The organism is Bartonella sp. AP11XZML (assembly GCF_042196445.1).
Taxonomy (GTDB): Bacteria; Pseudomonadota; Alphaproteobacteria; order Rhizobiales; family Rhizobiaceae; genus Bartonella.
Genome location: NZ_JBHIQF010000015.1, coordinates 36,016 through 51,416 on the forward strand (window position 1 = coordinate 36,016; position 15,401 = coordinate 51,416).

A 15,401-nucleotide genomic window follows, 5' to 3' on the forward strand; every position below is an offset into this window, starting at 1 on the left:
ACAGGTAATCCAGCTAACCATCAAAGTGCGGGCTGGCAAATGTCCATGCGGTATCCGCAAACAGATCAGTGCCAAGGCTCATATTCTCGATCTTGGTTTCTGAGCGGATGAATTGCCCATCAAAGACGGTTTCATCATTACCGCTGCTGGTTTTTTTGATGCCATGGAAGTTCCCGCCTTTTTCAGCGGCAACGCTTTCCACTTTTTCCAGCAAGTTGTGAATGGCCTTGTGCGAGTTGGAGGTAACGCCGATTTTCTTGCCGCGTTTGATCAGGTCCACAATGATATGGCTGCTGGTATAAGTCTTACCTGCGCCCGGTGGACCTTGGATAAAGAGATAGCTGTTATCTAATGCCGCGATGGCTTCCAGCGCATCGCCTTGCAGATCATCAGAGGTGATAACCGCTTCGCCCGACTGCTTGCCCTGAATGCGTGGTACATTTCGCGCCAGTAGTTCTGTCGCGGCATGAGTGCCTTCTGGCGCTTCCAGCACATGGTCGGCATAGCGGTAAATAGCGGAGCGGATGATCTTGCTGTCAATCGGTCCCGGTGGGCCAATTGATAGGCTTTCCGGCAATGGTTCTTTGCTGACCCCGCGCTTGATTTTGACAATGCAGGCATCTTCATCGATTTCAACAATCGTGCCTGCATTTTCCATGACAGCAATATCAACAGCCTGAGCGCCGACCTTCAGCTTGTATTCCTGTGAAGGAAAGCAATAGCTGTATATCAGGGAACGCTTTTCAGGCTCGGGGCTGCCAACTTGCCGCAGGCCACCAAGGCACTCCGTATCGTCAACCAGCTCATCTTCAAATTTGTTCTGCCGTTCAAAGCTGCTCCACCATTGCGGCTTGGCTTCCCGATTATGAAACTCCAGCAGATGCGATAGCCGCTCATTGATCGGCGGTGGGTTATCCTCGATCACGCCAAGGCGGGTTTGGTAATCCTCATATTCGATTTCCCAGTCCTTGCGCTGTAGCTTTTCTTCCTCGGCATATTCCGGAAGGCCCTTAAACCACGGCGCATCTTCCGGCTTAAGTGTCAGCAGCCAATCACGCAGCAAATGCGTGGAAACGCAATCCACCTCGTTATAATCAGAAATCTCTTGCAGCAATTCATCAGCACCTGTTTCACGCCATTCGTTGTAGACGATGATGCTATCGGCGGCGGGTCGCCACAGCATTGGCACGCTTGTCCATATAGAAGGTTTCCATGTTTTTGATGGAATAGCCGGGTTCAGAGGTGCGGATGCTTTCACGCACCACCAGATACAGATCAATGAATTTCTGGTTGCGAAGCAGATTATCCAGCTGCTCTTCGCAGACCGCATAACGGCAGGCCAATCGTTTCAGGGCTGTGGTTTCATAGTGGTTGTAATGATAGATATGGGCATGTGGGTGTTTAGCAAGATGATCAGCCAGAAAGCCCATGAAGCGCTTAAAGGTCTCTTTTTCTTCTTCATGGTCATGCGCCCAGAACGGAAGGAACAGCTCCTTGCCATCTTTGAAATAATACACCCCAAACAAATACTCCAAGCCATTCGGGTAAAGCGGAGCGCCTTTCATATCAAAGAACAGGTCACCATTATCCGGCACTGGCATACGGGTAAAGCCCTTGCCCGGAGGAAACAGAATGATCTCGCATTTATTCTCGCCAGTGGTGGCTTTGTGGTGTTGCAGGACAGCTTGGGAGCGCAGGCGTAAAAATACATCACGGCTCAAATCAGGGATTTTGGTGTCAGGTGCAGTGGCGGCAAGCTCTGCAACGGTGCGGATACCAGCCTTCCGTAGCTTGTCCATCTGTGAGCGCTGAATGTTGGCTACAAGGCTTAAATGGTCATCTTGCTCCCACTGCGCTTTGCAGCCATCACGCCACGGGCAGAAATTGCAATGGCCACAAGGCTCAGGATATGAGTCCGCAGGCAGGTTTTGCAGATAGCTTTCAAAGCGGCCTTTGGCGCGGGTGTAGTAATAGAAAAAGTCAGCCACGCGGAAGCTGTGTTTTTCATGGTCGCCCAGAAACAGATGCATATCAGCCGGGCGCAATCCTTGCAGGTCAGTCAGCAGCTCAGAATAGACGCAAAGCTGCATGATATGCTTGGGCTCAGCCGTTCGCGCCAGTTTGGTATCCAGCACCTCATAGCTGAAATCCCCTAAGTCTGACGACGTATCGCACTTAATCAGAAAGTCAGCATCACCCCGCCAAGGCGGCACAAAGAAAACGACCTGATAAATGACATCCGCACCGGACTGCATGGCCTCCAGTGTTAGCTAGGCACGATCTTGCAGATTGCAGTCTTTAGGGATTTCAACGACGGATTTACCTTCGTCTTTAAGCTGCTGGAGATACACCGCCTCATGTTCCAAGCCTTTTTGCTGCAGTAGCTGAGCTGTAGTGCTGGCTTCGGCCTTATCCATGCTCTCGCTTAGCGCCTTCACATCAAGGAAGCTCGCATGGTGACACCCCAAAAAGGTGACCAAGTCCGATGGTGAGTAGAGAATCTGATCGTTACCGTATTGCTGCACTTACATCCCTGCCATTTTTTATCATTGTCCTTGTGCTTATGAACATTTTAGAATATTTTACATCTTAATGACCAAATTATAAGTGAGAAGGCATGTCTGACGAGCACGATATTCTGACAGTTGAGGAAGTAGCCCGTTACTTAAAAGTAACAGAACGGCACGTCTATAAACTCCTGTCAGACAGGAAGATACCCGCGTTCAAAGTTGGTGGAGCTTGGCGTTTCAAACGAGAGCAGCTCGAAAAGTGGATAGAAGAAGGCGTTAACGAACAATCAAAAGAAAAAAGAACCAACAAAGATGATTGATATTTTTAAGACAAAATACAGCGATTGGAATTCTCTTGAGAGAACGCTTGAGGCTATTGGTGACAACAAAGCTAAAGGCGATGCGTTTGAATATTTCTGTTATTTTTATTTGAAGTTCTTATCTGACTTACATCAGATTAAAGAGATATATTGCCCAATTGTTGATAACCGTCCGTTTCCAAAGCATGTTGTTGATAAGCTTCGTCTGGAGAAAACAGACTATGGCGTAGATGGAGTTTTTATCAACAACGCAGGAGATTATATCGCTTGGCAAGCCAAGTTCCGGTCTGGGCGAGCAGCACTTACATCACGCGAACTTTCAACATTTTGGGCTGAAGCAGAGTACGCTGATTACAGGTTGATTATTTCTAACACTCACATTCTGCCGAATGTAGCTCATAAAAAAACCGGGCATCTAAGTGCATTAGTTGACCGATTTACCTCTTTGGACGAAGACTTCTTTTCTTCTTTATATCAGTCTGCCATTTCTCAAAATATTCAAATTGAAAGAGATAAGAAGAGTCCTCGACCATATCAATCTGAGATACTTCAAGACATTATTTCTGGATTTTCATCAAGTGATCGAGGAAAGCTCATTGCGGCTTGTGGAATAGGAAAGACTCTCATCGCACTGTGGACCCTTGAGCATCTTCAAGCTGACAACGTAATATTTTTTGCCCCAAGCCTGCAACTTGTTAGGCAAGCACTCGAGGAGTGGTCCGCTGAGTCTTCATCGCCATTTCAGTATTTGTGCGTTTGCAGTGATCAAACAGTTGATGCAGAAGTTGATAGCAATAACATTGATATAGGCGATATTGATATACCTGTGACTACCTCAGCAGAAGCTGTACGTAATTTTATTGCCCAGCCTTCTAATAAAAAGAAGTTTATTTTTAGTACATATCAGTCTGCGGAAGTAATAAAGAATGCGCTATCCGAGAATGAAAATAGCTTTTCATTCGATATCGCTTTTTATGACGAAGCGCACAGAACTGCGGGAGTTTCAAACTCTCAGTTTAATATTGCTCTTGACGATGCTGCCATTAAAACAAAGAAAAAACTTTTTCTTACCGCTACAGAGCGCCTCGTTAGACCAAAACTAAGCTCAAAACTCGAAGAACATAATCTCTCTGTTTTTTCTATGAATGATAAAAGTATCTATGGTGATGTTTTTCACCGGCTTACTTTTGGTGAAGCAATAGAGAAAAATATTATCTCAGATTATCGCATTGTATTTACGGGAATTAGCAGTTCTGAATATAATCAACTTATAAAAAACAATGTTTATGTGACTGATGATGATAGTCATACAGAAACTGTTCAAAATATTTATAAAATAGCTTTGCTAAAGAAATCCATACAAGATCTTGGATTAACAAAGGTTATATCATTTCACTCCAAGATTTCTGAATCTCGTGATTTTGCAAATCGCTTGTCTGCTGAGAGCTCTTTTGGTGATAAAAAGACTGCTATTGCACACATCAACGGAGCCATGACTGCTCAAGATCGTGCTGAGATAATACAAAATTTTGAAGACTCAGAACTGGGCGTGATCACAAATGTTCGTTGCTTGACTGAAGGAATAGATATTCCTCTAATTGATGCTGTCTTCTTTGCTGACCCTAAAGGTTCAATGATTGACATTGTGCAGGCTGTCGGTCGTGCTGTAAGACAGAAATTTGGAGAAACAGGCAGGCTTTCGTATATAATCGTTCCTGTGTTACTCGATCAAGAAGGTGAAGATGTACTTTCTGGAGCTGGATTTGAAGCTTTATTTAATCTCATTCAAGCTATGCGAGATCAAGATGAAGCTCTTGCAGAATGGATCGATTCAATCAATTTGTCTGCTGCAAAAGGTCGAATAAAAGGTAGTAGTTCTGTTCCGGGAAAAGTAGTTATAAATCTGCCAACGGAATTGAACACTTCGGACTTTAAAGATGCGCTTTTGCTACGAATTGCAAACGTAAACAAAAACCCAACGGGTAGCATAGGTGTCGGTAGTAAACTTGGAAAAAATGAAAGAAAAGGCGACTTCACACGTATTTTTAAGACACTTTGTGACTATACACCAATAAAATTAGAAGAAAGCTTAATAACTCCTACATTTGAAATTATCACTGATAACCCTGATGCAATATACACGTCAAAAGAGATCAGAATAAACAATAACAATGTATCTCACTGTAAAAGGGTCGGCTTCCTTCATGAAGTAGAGAGAAACAAATACCAATTAAGTAAACTAGGCCTTTTGTACAAGCAAGGCCATATAAGCTTTTTAGACGCTCTTAGAAACCAGTTTCTTTTGTACAGGGAAGAACATAAAGACGGTATTCTCTTTCCATATAGGGAGGCGATTAGCTTCATGCTTGAAATAAAGAGCCTGAACTACATCCAGTTTTTGTACAGCTTATTTTCAATTCAATTCAATGATGGAAAGCCTGATTTAGAACTTGCAATATCGGTTGCCAAGGAAATAGAAGCTGCATACCCTAATATTTTGCTTACAAACGAAGCAAATAAAAATGAGATACTTAAAGACTTAAATTCAAGATATGAAAAGGCTTTTTCGTACAATAATGTATGGACAGATCGTACTACAGCTGGAAACCAGTATCGGTACCTTATGCGGCACCTAGAAATCTTTGATGAGTGCTTTACCTCAAATAAAAATATCTTCTTGATAATAAAGGAAAAAGAAGCGTTCCTAGCGTCACTCCTTGCGGAGTCAGAAAAACACATACATAAAGATTATGGAGATACGCTATGGGCGAAATAAATCAAAAAAAATATTTTAGCAAACATTTAAAGTCACTTGGTCACACTCCGATTTATAAAATGCATAAATATTTCGCGAGAAGACCTCACAATGTATTTCGTGAACTCATCGACTTTTATACGAAGGAAGGTCAAATAATTTTTGATCCATTTGGTGGAGGGGGTGTCACCTTAATTGAAGGGTTAACTCTTAATCGAAAAATTGTTTCGACCGATGTTAATCCGGTAGCCTCTTTCATCCAGTATTGCCAAATTTGTGACGTTGATGCCGCTAAAATTCTTTCTTATGCACTTGACCTTAAGAAAATGGTTAAAGGTCATTTTGAAGATTCTTTTACAACAGAATGCGGAGACTGTAAAAACGACAAGGCACATGTTCGTTGGATAGAGCATGCATATTTAATAAAGTGTCCACATTGTAGCAAAAACACGTCCTTTCGTAATGACAATAAAGCGCTTAACGATGCTGGAAAACAAAAGAATGGCATATATGTCTGCGACCATTGCAGCTCAAATATTAAAGCAGCAGACGCTCCCAGAATTTCCAGTGAAATAATTAGCTTAAGATATCGATGCAAGAAATGCGGAGCACATGATGCAAAGGAACCGTCTAGAGACGATATTGAGAAACATAAACAATATAGCGAAAACCTAGAGAAATTAAAAACTAGTTTAGGACTTCATTTTCCTGATTTTGAAATTCCGGCTGAATGGGACCGACAACAGGAAGATTGTCTTCATAGAAAAGGCTTTGTGAAATTTACGGATTTTTTCACCCCAAGAAACCTTTTGATTTCGGCGAGCTTTTTTGAAATGGCCAAGAAGCTTAAAATTCAAAAAGATATGAGTGATCCCGAGTATGATTTTTTAATATTTATATTGAGTTCATTAATCAGGTACACCAACAACATGAACTTCTCAACTTCATCTTGGATGGATGGAAGACCTGTTGCGTGGGCAAAGCATGCGTTTTGGATACCAAATCAATTTATTGAAACCAATCCATTTGAATATTTTGACAATAGATTAAAGGCGATCAAGTCTGGCCTAAAAGATCGAGATTCTAGATTTAATTCAAAGAAAAATACTCTGAACTTCTCAGACCTTGAAAAGGGCTCTGCGGACTTCATGGTGCAATGCGTGGATTCAAAACAGGTCGATATCCCAGATGGTTCTGTCGACATGATTATAACTGATCCACCATATGGAAGTAATGTCCAATATGGTGAATTGTGTGCTTTTTGGCAGGTCTGGTTAGAAGGCAGAACTAAGTTTCCATTTCCAGAGCATAAGCTTGCTTCTGAAGCCGTTGTTCACAGAAAAACAAAAGATAAAACCTACCAGAAAGATTTTTCCGATTACTATGAACTTTTACTCGGCGTTTTTCAAAAATGTAACAGAGTATTAAAATCAGACGGTTGCTTGGTTTACACCTTTAACAATAAAGATATTAGAGCATGGTATGCCGTTATCAAAGCAACCTTGGATGCAGGATTTCATATTGAACCGGAAGGGATTTTTTACCAAGAAGCCATTCATGCTTATCGAGATACGGCGCACCTCCGTCACGATGGAACTCCACAGGGTGATTTTATTTATACATTCAGCAAGAAAAGTCTGCCTAATGAGAAAGACTATAATGGCAGTTTCAATGAATGTCTCAATGATACGATGTTAAAGCTTCAAGAAAAAGACTGCAGTGTGTCATTCGGGGAATTTTTAGTTGAGCTTTATGCTAACTCGGCCCTTTGCCTAATACGTCAGATTAAAGATGGAGCAAATATTGAGGATATCGAAAACGAATTTAATTCGATGTCGCTAGAAAAAGCCTATGCGCGGATAGATCTAAGAACTAATCAAGAAACGGAGGGCTTAGCGGATGTTGCAGCTTGCTAAATCAGAAAATCAACCACGTTTGATATGGTCGGATTTGGAAGATACATTTTCGTCTACAGAACTCTGTAAATCTTTAGAATATCTAGAAGAAAAATATAATGTTTCAAATGAAGAATCTTTCTTTAAAAAACTAGTTAACACTTCTGTTTCAAAATTACAGCCATACCACAGGTGGGTTAGATACCGCGAAGGTTATGCAGGAGATCTTGTTAAAGAAATTTTATCCAGATACCCAAACGTTTCTGGCGGTATTGTTCTTGATCCCATGTGCGGCTCAGGTTCAACCTCTGTAGCAGCGTCAGAGCTAGGCATTTCGTCTGTCGGCCTAGACGTTAATCCTTTCGCAATATTATCTACAGAAGTCAAATCTTACGCTTTATCTACAGGTGAACTGCAGAAACTTCATAAGATAATAAATAATTGGAATAAATGTACTGACCATGAAAAATATGAATACAACGAGTATGAGGATCAAATTAGTAAATATTTTGATCAAGGCAACTTTACTGAACTTGTTAAAATAAAGCGTCGCATTCACGAAGAATCAAATAAACGCATATTCAACATTTTGAATTTTTGTTTATTAGCAATTTTGGAGGACTGTTCTAATCGAAAACGTGATGGTAATGGGCTGGCAACAAGACCTTCACCTGTAGGCGACGTTAAAAAGCGTTTCTTGGACCAGCTGCAACTAATACTGATTGATTATGAAGATAACCCACACAATGAGGACAGTTTAGCACGTGGCGTAGAATTTGATGCAAGAAAGTTGAGTTTAAGTGCTATATCTGGCGATCACGCTGGCTCTATTATATTTTCTCCGCCCTATGCAAATTCATTCGATTATTTTGAATCATATAAGCTGGAAATTGTTTTTGGAGAATATTCTCTACTAAGCAAACTTGGCAAATACAGGGAAAGGCTTGTACGAAACTATAGAATTAAAAAGTCTGCTGAAAAAACAACTGATATTGATTTAGTTGATACGCTGTGTGTTGAAATCGAAAAAAAGATTCCTGAAAAAGAGAGAATGACTGGCAAGCGTGACAGTCGTACACGTCTCGTGCCGGGTATGCTTCGATCATATTTTTATGATATGCGAACAATTATTGAAAACTGCTACGATGTTTTATTAAAAGGCGGATTTATGCACATCGTTGTCGACCAAAGTGCTTATGTAGGAATACCCATACCCACAGATACACTCCTAGCTAAGATAGCAGAAGATACAGGTTTCAAAGTAAGGGAAATGATTGTTTGCCGAGGAGCTAGCACATCTGGCCAGCAGCTGAAAATGAACCCAAGACTCAAAGAGCTGCTTAGAGAAACAATAATTGTACTAGAAAAACCACTCTAGTGTATTTGATAAAGCAAGCATTCGGCATACCTACGCCGAACTAGCCCTTTGAGCTTACGTCTGCCCGCCCAAACCCAGCGCATGAACTGTTCTGGTACTTCGGCGTATTCCTCACGATTGATTTTACGGCGCAGTGTTGAACGCTGGAGTGCTCCGCCGCCAAGATTGTAGGTGAATGACACTAGCGCATCGAATTGGCCATCTGTCAGCGGCACATTGATTAGGCGCAGGACGGCACGCTCTGCGATCTGGGCATCTTGGCGCAAGAGTTCTTCAGCCTGTGTTTCATCAATGCCTGCCGAAAAGTCCTCGTCGTTTTTCACAACATGGCCATAACCGATTGTGGGATAGCCAGCCGGGCAAAAATAAACGGTTCGAGAGAAGCCCTCGAACCGTTTGATCAGGTCCAATTCGTTTTGTGTGATATGTCTCATTTTTCCAGTGTTCCTATAACTTTAAGGTTCTTGTTCCCATATTCAAAAACGCCATGCCATTGCTCTTGCCCGAGGACTTCTTTGCGCTCAATCATCAGCGTAAAGCGGTCAATGCCGTATTGCTTGGCCGTGGCGTAATCTTCCAGTGCGTACTAAGCTTTACGGACCAGTGTGGTGGCCATTTTCTTGGCCGTGTATTCAAAAGCATCGAGCAGTGCTTCGAGCTCTGCATCGGTACACTTCTCATTTTGAACATCTTCAATCACGGCTTTGTAAAATAGTTTGCTCATGGTGTTATCTCCCTATTTTCAATTACTTTTTACACTTACAGTAACGCTTCATTCCGGGCGCTTATCAAGTGAATAAGATCTTGTTTTTCAAGGATTTGAGCGGAACTTGGCTAAGGCACGTTGATCAAACCAGAAGGACATGACAGCGGCAAATAATGCCTGTGTTTCAGCATCCCACAGGGCGATCAGTCCGTCGGTAATTCCGACACCCTGATCCAATAACTTGAACAGTGCAGCGGTTTTGACGGTGGCGAACAGAATGAAAAACGCATAGGTGATAATCGGGCGAACAGATGCACGCAGAGCCTCAACCCATTTCACCCCACTGGGCTGGCTGGCATGAGCATAGAGCGCTTTGCTTTCTGCCACATCGGCCTGCACCTGTATTTCTTCAAGACGCTGCGTATGGCCTTGACGTTGCGCTTCCATATAAAGCTCACGGATGGCAGACAGGCGCTTGTAAATGGCGCTTTGTTCTTTATCCAAAGCCTGTGCGGCAAAGGCCAGATCATCCAGAGTGGCCTCATGGATAGGTTTGGTGGTGTCTTCTTCTATGGCACCAAGTGCCGGGATTTGAATAAATGCCGAAACATATTTGGCGTAAAGGCTGTCTTTAATCAGCTTTTGTAACGATGGTTTAAACATGAAACCTCCTTGATTTCGTAGGTTAAAATTTGCTCTTTGGTCATGTCGTTTCGGCTGCCGGATTCTGACGCCGCCCAAAGAGCAAAGCGGTCGCGGTATTTCCTGCTTCAGGTCTTGTATTTCCGCGAGAACCCGGCATGTTTTCTTGCCTTCAAGGAGTTACTTACCGAGAGGGCTCAAAAACTTGTCGGCGGCTCAGTGCAGATATTTCGCAAAGCCACGCTCCTTCAGCGATCCGCGAAGTTCGGACAGCGCCCCGTAGAGGGTTGAGCGTGGGGTTTTGGTTTTGCGTGAGATTTCACTGATGCTGAGCGTTCGCAGATCAACCAGCAGAAACACCAGATGCGACGGCATCTGCTGAACAGCTTGTTCAAGGTCAATTTGAAGGTCGCGGTTGGTCAGGTCTTCGGTTGCAGGGTCAGGCAGAGCGTTGTCGTCGCCGTCCTTATCCTCAAGCCACGCATCAAGTGAAAAATCACTGATGCCGGACCCACGTTTTTGGGCGCGGGCGGCCTCAATGAGGCTGGCACATTTGTGGTTGAGGATGCGGTCAACAAAGGTCGACCATTTTGCTTTTTCAGGAACATAAGCCTGCTTGCGGAATAAATAATCCAGCATCAACTCTTGCTCGAGGTCCTCGACTTCTACGCCATGAATGGCGGAGTGCCGCATCAGGCTGCGTGCGTGATAACGGACTTGGTTTACGACATAAGGATAGATGCCTTCATAGTTGTTTTTGCTCATGGTTTTCGTCTCCAGTTGCGGTTAGCCGCCACGCGGGCGGGTCAACTGGGACTGGCGAAAACTCACTGGAGACCCTGAAAATCGGTGCGTTACTCAAGGCGCAAAAACAAAAAAGCCCCGCATGCCGGGGCTTTGGTGGGTGTAAATTTTTTTGAAAAAAATTTCAGGGTGGTCGGTGAAATTTCACCGAAGGGAGATTAGGCAAATCCAAAATGCTTTAATTGCTCATCCCAAATATCGGGAAATGGGGTTTGTATATCCTGCAGGCTTAACTGGCGCGGCTGCGTGCCATCCAAGATGGCCTTTTTGATCTGGGGAGCAAGTTGATTGAGGCGCAGTATCCGCGACATATAAGAGGTGTTGATCTGGCGTTGGCGTGACATGTCATCAATGGATTTATAGCGCCCCGTATCAAGCAGGTTTTGCCAGTAATAGGCTTTGGCCAAGGCCGTTACGAATGTTTCGTCTTGCTTGGGTGCTTCTTGTGGCGGGGTCATTTGGTAGCCTTCGGGCAAAATAATCATTTTCTTGCCACCATATTTCTTGATCCGCATTGGCACCCGGATTGAAATGCTGTTGTTCGCCATCATATTTACGCATTTATCCATGCTTTCTCCTCCAGTTTTTTGTTGAAATGCCTTGCAGCCGCTTGTCTTGCTCGTCCAATTCCCGAGCCAAACTATCCATGCCTGCAGCCCTGATCCGGATATCGACAAATTCATAATTGACGATGACTTTTTCAATCATCAGCTCAAGGATGCGTTGTTTTCAGCAGGATAAAGTTCTTTCCAGATCGGGACGATGTCATTCAGGTTGCTGTAAACCTCATGCTCCGTGATGGTCTCATCCTCTTTTTGTGCTTCGCGCCACGTTTCCATGATCATCTCCGGCGAGGCAAAAACAGCTTGAAGCTGATTCAATATCAATGCCTCCGTTTCATTGGCGCTGACATTGCGAACCTTGCAATCCGGGTTGATACCTTTGCGGTAATGTTCACAGGTGTAATAGCGATAAAGCCTGCCACCTTTTTTACGGGTATGACTTGCCACCAATCCACATTCGCATTCACCGCACTTCAAAAGCCCCATCAAAATGGCCTTGGTTTTCTTCCGCGTGATTGCGCCTCGGTTGATGGTATTTTCTTTCATGGTGGCGCGGACTTTATTCCACGTGTCTATATCGATGATGGCTGGATGGCGGCCTTCGTAGATTTTATCTTTATGTTTGATTTTTCCGATATAGATGGGGTTTTGCAGAATCTTATAAAGGCCGTCTTTATCCAGTGCTTTACCACCGATAACACGTCCGTTTTTGGTTGTGCGCTTTTTGCTTACCCCCATGCGCGGCAACATCTTTGCCATTTCCGTGGGCGACTCTGGTCATCAAAAATAGATCGAATATTTTGCAGATACCCTCAGCCTCATCGGGCTCAATCACAAGCTCACGGTTTTTGACCACATAGCCCATAGGTGTGACACCCCCATCCACATGCCTTTGCGTTTGGAGGCTGCCAATTTATCGCGGATACGTTCGCCGATCACTTCACGTTCAAATTGGGCAAAGCTAAACAGGATGTTCAGCGTCAATCGGCCCATTGATGTGGTGGTGTTGAATTGCTGAGTAACGGAAACGAAGGACACTTTGTGCTCGTCAAACAGATCAATCAGTTTGGCAAAATTAGCCAAGGAGCGTGACAAGCGGTCAACCTTGTACACGACAACTGTATCAATCAGGCTGCTTTTGATGTCGTCCATAAGGCGTTTTAAAGCTGGGCGATCCATATTGCCGCCTGTAAAGCCGCCATCATCGTAATTATCGGGAAGCTGGAACCAGAGCCTTCATGCTTTTGTGAGGCGATGTAGGATTCACAAGCTTCTCGCTGAGCATCAAGGCTGTTGAACCACATGTCTAAGCCTTCCTCGGTGGATTTGCGCGTATAAATCGCGCAGCGTTTTTTCGGTGTGGTTGTGCTCAATGTTTGTCTCTTTGTGCTTTGTTGTTTAATCCGAAGAAGGCAGGTCCAGACCAGCTGCTGCCTGTAATGGCCAGTGCAACCTTGGACAGGCTTTTGTATAGGCAGCCTGCATATTCATAACCTTCCTCTAAAATGGTGACCTGATGCCCTTATATTCCCGCACCAGTTTGATACCGGGGATGGGCCGCTGATATTGTGTCTTGCGTTTCGGCTTGGCTTTTTTGCCAGAGCCGAATAAATCATTGGCCTGCTGTTCGATCCGGTTCTCAATCTGTGGATCAACGCCGTAAGCAAGCTCCTGCAGGCGATAAGCCAGTCTGCGGACAATGTGGCTTTTATGGCCACCAGGTGGTTCGTCCTGATACACATCCCGCCATAAAGCCTTTAAGTCGGATAACGGCATATTTGGGAGCGCCGCCACACGCGCCAGAAGTGTTTTATCCATTCTTCACTTCCTGCGATTCTGCTTTTTTCTTTTGCTTCAAGCGGAGGCGTTGCCAGCCCAAGCCGACAATATGGGCAACTTCCTTTTGCCGATCTGCATCGGACACAAGTCCGGCAGGAAGTTGGCCCAGCTTGATTTGTAATCGCTCCCGTTCGGTGAGCTCTTTGTTTTCATGACTAATCAGGAACTCCTTGGTTTTTTGGTTCTTCGTCATGGACATGAACGCTTGGAAAAAACCTGAAGTCCAATGAATTAGAGGGATGTGTTGGCTCGAACTGACGGTTCAGGCGTATCTTGCGACGCAGGATGCCAAGTGTCAGCAAACGCGCTACCTCATTGCGGCAATCTCGTTCATTTATTAGGTTTGGGGAAAGTGAAGACATGGCGAACCTCCTTGAGAATTATTGCGTCGTTCAAGGAGTTACTTACTGAAATGACTTGAAAACTGTCGGTTCAGTCAGTGCTGTGCATTGAATCAAATTAGGCTTGTGAAAATCATAAGCCTAATTTATATTAGGTTGTTAATTAAGATATAGTTGAAGTTTGAAAATGTCAATTTTGCTCAAAGATATATGGCCGATTGAAAATTTGGCCGACTATAAAATTCACTTTGCGAGATACAACCAGCACTCGCAGCCGCTAGAAGTATGGGGAAGAAGCAAAGAAGAATGGCAAGGCTGGCAGGAATACTGGCCGGGCCGCAATGATTTTAACAGGCCGCTTATTTTCTCACTCATGCAATTTCACTACGAAACCGACATCTGGCTGTTCGGTGGTGTGTTCAGAGTATTGGAGAAACATGCAGACCGCTATGAGGTTGAGCTTACTGATTTGGGCAAAGAGTTTATTGGGCGTCTGAAAATCCGATCATCTTATCGCAACCGCACGACTAGGACCAATATGGAGCCACATTACCATAAGTTTGAAGTGCAAGAGATTTTGCGTGAGCCATATTCCGGGAGAGCATTCTGCGGATACGATAAAATAGACTTATCATTTGAAGAGCTCGAAGTCTTGATCAAGAATGACAGGCCAGATTGGAAAACAGCACTAGAATGCGTTAAGGGTATTTACCCGATTACCGATACACATACGGGAAAACGCTACATCGGCTCTGCTTATGGTGATCAAGGCATATGGTCACGATGGAAGTGTTACATTGAAACGGGTCATGGGGAAAACAAAAGCATTCATGATATGATAAACAAAGCGCGAATTGATTACTGCCGTTCTCATTTCCGTTTTGCGTTGCTTGAGCAGCGGCTTAGCACCCCCCCCCGATGAAAAAATACTGGAAAGAGAAGTCTTCTGGAAACGCATTTTGCTCACAAGAGGCGAGCAAGGGCTTAACCATAACTGAGTGTAAGATGGATAGATTAACACAAGCACCAGAGTTTATTACAGGCCATTGAGCGCCTGAAACGTGCCATGGAGATGTCGCCCACGGTACAAGAGCTTGCTGTGGAATTGGGGGTGAAAGCACCCAGTGTGTTTGAAGGGCTCAAGCGACTGGAAGATAAAGGCTATATTCGCAGACAGGCGCGAAAAGCGCGGTCCATCGAAATCCTCCATGCACAAACACCGGATAAGACCAACTTGACGGCTGTTCCTGTTTTGGGGATGGTTGCGGCTGGCCAACCGATTCTTGCTCTTGAAAACAAGATTGGTCAGGTCATGGTGCCGAATAATGTTCTACGCGGGAAGTGCTTTGCGCTCAAAGTGCACGGCGACAGCATGATCGATGCTGATATTTTCGAGGGAGATTACGTTGTTGTGCGCCAGCAATCTATTGCTGAAAACAGCGATATTGTGGTGGCCATGGTTGGCGAAGAGGCCACTGTAAAACGGCTGAGTATTGAAGGGGAGCATATTGAGCTGCGCCCTGAAAATCAGAAACGAAAACCCATCATCATAGGACAACAGGATGAACTTAAAATAATTGGGAAGGTCTTACACGTCTGCTCGGGTGTTGACACCGAGGCCCTCCTAGACGAACCCCAAGGAAGATAA

The 15,401-nt window shown here is 44.2% G+C and carries 18 protein-coding genes and 2 pseudogenes; 6 read left to right on the forward strand and 14 right to left on the reverse strand.

Annotation, left to right across the window (positions count from 1 at the left end; genetic code table 11):
- Positions 1-13: 13 nt before the first annotated feature.
- The 3 genes from ACFIMG_RS01055 to ACFIMG_RS01065 are packed head-to-tail and all read right to left on the reverse strand — an operon-like array spanning position 14 to position 2,525.
- Entirely contained in the window at positions 14-1,183 is a 1,170-nt protein-coding gene (locus tag ACFIMG_RS01055) for a ribonuclease H-like domain-containing protein (protein WP_375678314.1), read from the reverse strand.
- The gene (locus ACFIMG_RS01060; RefSeq protein ID WP_375678313.1) at positions 1,158-2,255 is read right to left on the reverse strand and encodes a TM0106 family RecB-like putative nuclease; all 1,098 of its coding nucleotides are present in this window, start codon (positions 2,253-2,255) and stop codon (positions 1,158-1,160) included. The genes ACFIMG_RS01055 and ACFIMG_RS01060 overlap by 26 nt, the downstream gene beginning before the upstream one ends.
- Before the next feature lie 15 nt (positions 2,256-2,270).
- On the reverse strand, positions 2,271-2,525 hold the full coding sequence (locus tag ACFIMG_RS01065) for a hypothetical protein (RefSeq protein ID WP_375678312.1): 255 nt from the start codon (positions 2,523-2,525) through the stop codon (positions 2,271-2,273).
- A gap of 92 nt (positions 2,526-2,617) precedes the next feature.
- Here ACFIMG_RS01065 and ACFIMG_RS01070 point away from each other — a divergent pair, with 92 nt between their 5' ends.
- The 4 genes from ACFIMG_RS01070 to ACFIMG_RS01085 are packed head-to-tail and all read left to right on the forward strand — an operon-like array spanning position 2,618 to position 8,858.
- The gene (locus ACFIMG_RS01070) at positions 2,618-2,830 is read left to right on the forward strand and encodes a helix-turn-helix domain-containing protein (protein ID WP_375612860.1); all 213 of its coding nucleotides are present in this window, start codon (positions 2,618-2,620) and stop codon (positions 2,828-2,830) included.
- Positions 2,823-5,606 carry a DEAD/DEAH box helicase family protein gene (locus ACFIMG_RS01075; protein ID WP_375678311.1) on the forward strand — a complete coding sequence of 928 codons (2,784 nt, stop codon included), beginning with the start codon at positions 2,823-2,825 and terminating at the stop codon, positions 5,604-5,606. Before ACFIMG_RS01070 ends, ACFIMG_RS01075 begins: the two co-directional genes overlap by 8 nt.
- Positions 5,594-7,501 (forward strand): DNA methyltransferase, encoded by a 1,908-nt coding sequence (locus ACFIMG_RS01080; protein ID WP_375678310.1) that lies wholly within the window; start codon positions 5,594-5,596, stop codon positions 7,499-7,501. Before ACFIMG_RS01075 ends, ACFIMG_RS01080 begins: the two co-directional genes overlap by 13 nt.
- Positions 7,485-8,858, forward strand: coding sequence for a DNA methyltransferase (locus ACFIMG_RS01085; protein WP_375678309.1), 1,374 nt, complete (start codon positions 7,485-7,487; stop codon positions 8,856-8,858). Before ACFIMG_RS01080 ends, ACFIMG_RS01085 begins: the two co-directional genes overlap by 17 nt.
- Here the strand turns inward: ACFIMG_RS01085 and ACFIMG_RS01090 are convergent.
- The 11 genes and pseudogenes from ACFIMG_RS01090 to ACFIMG_RS01140 all read right to left on the reverse strand — a co-directional run bounded on the left by ACFIMG_RS01090 (position 8,855) and on the right by ACFIMG_RS01140 (position 13,605).
- Complete coding sequence (locus tag ACFIMG_RS01090; RefSeq protein ID WP_375612856.1) at positions 8,855-9,292, reverse strand: lysozyme; 438 nt, start codon at positions 9,290-9,292, stop codon at positions 8,855-8,857. The genes ACFIMG_RS01085 and ACFIMG_RS01090 overlap by 4 nt on opposite strands.
- A 152-nt stretch (positions 9,293-9,444) precedes the next feature.
- A complete protein-coding gene (locus tag ACFIMG_RS01095; RefSeq protein ID WP_375678308.1) occupies positions 9,445-9,582 on the reverse strand; it encodes a hypothetical protein in 138 nt (45 codons plus the stop codon).
- An 87-nt stretch (positions 9,583-9,669) separates the two neighbouring features.
- Positions 9,670-10,227 carry a hypothetical protein gene (locus ACFIMG_RS01100; RefSeq protein WP_375645430.1) on the reverse strand — a complete coding sequence of 186 codons (558 nt, stop codon included), beginning with the start codon at positions 10,225-10,227 and terminating at the stop codon, positions 9,670-9,672.
- Positions 10,228-10,422: 195 nt separating this feature from the next.
- The gene (locus tag ACFIMG_RS01105) at positions 10,423-10,971 is read right to left on the reverse strand and encodes an RNA polymerase sigma factor (protein ID WP_375678307.1); all 549 of its coding nucleotides are present in this window, start codon (positions 10,969-10,971) and stop codon (positions 10,423-10,425) included.
- A gap of 197 nt (positions 10,972-11,168) precedes the next feature.
- The gene (locus ACFIMG_RS01110; protein WP_375612852.1) at positions 11,169-11,579 is read right to left on the reverse strand and encodes a hypothetical protein; all 411 of its coding nucleotides are present in this window, start codon (positions 11,577-11,579) and stop codon (positions 11,169-11,171) included.
- The gene (locus ACFIMG_RS01115) at positions 11,572-11,718 is read right to left on the reverse strand and encodes a hypothetical protein (RefSeq protein ID WP_375678306.1); all 147 of its coding nucleotides are present in this window, start codon (positions 11,716-11,718) and stop codon (positions 11,572-11,574) included. The genes ACFIMG_RS01110 and ACFIMG_RS01115 overlap by 8 nt, the downstream gene beginning before the upstream one ends.
- The gene (locus ACFIMG_RS01120) at positions 11,718-12,332 is read right to left on the reverse strand and encodes a recombinase zinc beta ribbon domain-containing protein (RefSeq protein WP_375693553.1); all 615 of its coding nucleotides are present in this window, start codon (positions 12,330-12,332) and stop codon (positions 11,718-11,720) included. Before ACFIMG_RS01120 ends, ACFIMG_RS01115 begins: the two co-directional genes overlap by 1 nt.
- 72 nt (positions 12,333-12,404) lie before the next feature.
- Positions 12,405-12,752 (reverse strand): recombinase family protein, encoded by a 348-nt coding sequence (locus ACFIMG_RS01125; protein WP_375629542.1) that lies wholly within the window; start codon positions 12,750-12,752, stop codon positions 12,405-12,407.
- Positions 12,734-12,946: a hypothetical protein gene (locus ACFIMG_RS01130; protein WP_375678304.1), complete on the reverse strand. Its 213-nt coding sequence runs from the start codon at positions 12,944-12,946 to the stop codon at positions 12,734-12,736. Before ACFIMG_RS01130 ends, ACFIMG_RS01125 begins: the two co-directional genes overlap by 19 nt.
- A pseudogene (locus ACFIMG_RS01135) lies at positions 12,943-13,391 on the reverse strand (DUF2924 domain-containing protein). Before ACFIMG_RS01135 ends, ACFIMG_RS01130 begins: the two are co-directional and overlap by 4 nt.
- Positions 13,384-13,605 carry a hypothetical protein gene (locus tag ACFIMG_RS01140; protein WP_375678303.1) on the reverse strand — a complete coding sequence of 74 codons (222 nt, stop codon included), beginning with the start codon at positions 13,603-13,605 and terminating at the stop codon, positions 13,384-13,386. Before ACFIMG_RS01140 ends, ACFIMG_RS01135 begins: the two are co-directional and overlap by 8 nt.
- A 563-nt stretch (positions 13,606-14,168) precedes the next feature.
- Here ACFIMG_RS01140 and ACFIMG_RS01145 point away from each other — a divergent pair.
- Together ACFIMG_RS01145 and lexA are read left to right on the forward strand one after the other, a co-directional pair.
- Positions 14,169-14,675, forward strand: coding sequence for a GIY-YIG nuclease family protein (locus ACFIMG_RS01145; RefSeq protein WP_375693554.1), 507 nt, complete (start codon positions 14,169-14,171; stop codon positions 14,673-14,675).
- Positions 14,676-14,789: 114 nt separating this feature from the next.
- Positions 14,790-15,401, forward strand: a pseudogene (gene lexA, locus ACFIMG_RS01150) (transcriptional repressor LexA); the annotation flags it as partial.

Bases quoted from the DNA above. Each gene is read 5' to 3' on its own strand.
- ACFIMG_RS01055 (WP_375678314.1), bottom strand. From the start codon at position 1,183: ATGCTGTGGCGACCCGCCGCCGATAGCATCATCGTCTACAACGAATGG.
- ACFIMG_RS01060 (WP_375678313.1), bottom strand. From the start codon at position 2,255: ATGCAGTCCGGTGCGGATGTCATTTATCAGGTCGTTTTCTTTGTGCCG.
- ACFIMG_RS01070 (WP_375612860.1), top strand. From the start codon at position 2,618: ATGTCTGACGAGCACGATATTCTGACAGTTGAGGAAGTAGCCCGTTAC.
- ACFIMG_RS01075 (WP_375678311.1), top strand. From the start codon at position 2,823: ATGATTGATATTTTTAAGACAAAATACAGCGATTGGAATTCTCTTGAG.
- ACFIMG_RS01080 (WP_375678310.1), top strand. From the start codon at position 5,594: ATGGGCGAAATAAATCAAAAAAAATATTTTAGCAAACATTTAAAGTCA.
- ACFIMG_RS01085 (WP_375678309.1), top strand. From the start codon at position 7,485: ATGTTGCAGCTTGCTAAATCAGAAAATCAACCACGTTTGATATGGTCG.
- ACFIMG_RS01090 (WP_375612856.1), bottom strand. From the start codon at position 9,292: ATGAGACATATCACACAAAACGAATTGGACCTGATCAAACGGTTCGAG.
- ACFIMG_RS01095 (WP_375678308.1), bottom strand. From the start codon at position 9,582: ATGAGCAAACTATTTTACAAAGCCGTGATTGAAGATGTTCAAAATGAG.
- ACFIMG_RS01100 (WP_375645430.1), bottom strand. From the start codon at position 10,227: ATGTTTAAACCATCGTTACAAAAGCTGATTAAAGACAGCCTTTACGCC.
- ACFIMG_RS01105 (WP_375678307.1), bottom strand. From the start codon at position 10,971: ATGAGCAAAAACAACTATGAAGGCATCTATCCTTATGTCGTAAACCAA.
- ACFIMG_RS01110 (WP_375612852.1), bottom strand. From the start codon at position 11,579: ATGGATAAATGCGTAAATATGATGGCGAACAACAGCATTTCAATCCGG.
- ACFIMG_RS01115 (WP_375678306.1), bottom strand. From the start codon at position 11,718: ATGATTGAAAAAGTCATCGTCAATTATGAATTTGTCGATATCCGGATC.
- ACFIMG_RS01120 (WP_375693553.1), bottom strand. From the start codon at position 12,332: ATGGCAAAGATGTTGCCGCGCATGGGGGTAAGCAAAAAGCGCACAACC.
- ACFIMG_RS01125 (WP_375629542.1), bottom strand. From the start codon at position 12,752: ATGGATCGCCCAGCTTTAAAACGCCTTATGGACGACATCAAAAGCAGC.
- ACFIMG_RS01140 (WP_375678303.1), bottom strand. From the start codon at position 13,605: ATGACGAAGAACCAAAAAACCAAGGAGTTCCTGATTAGTCATGAAAAC.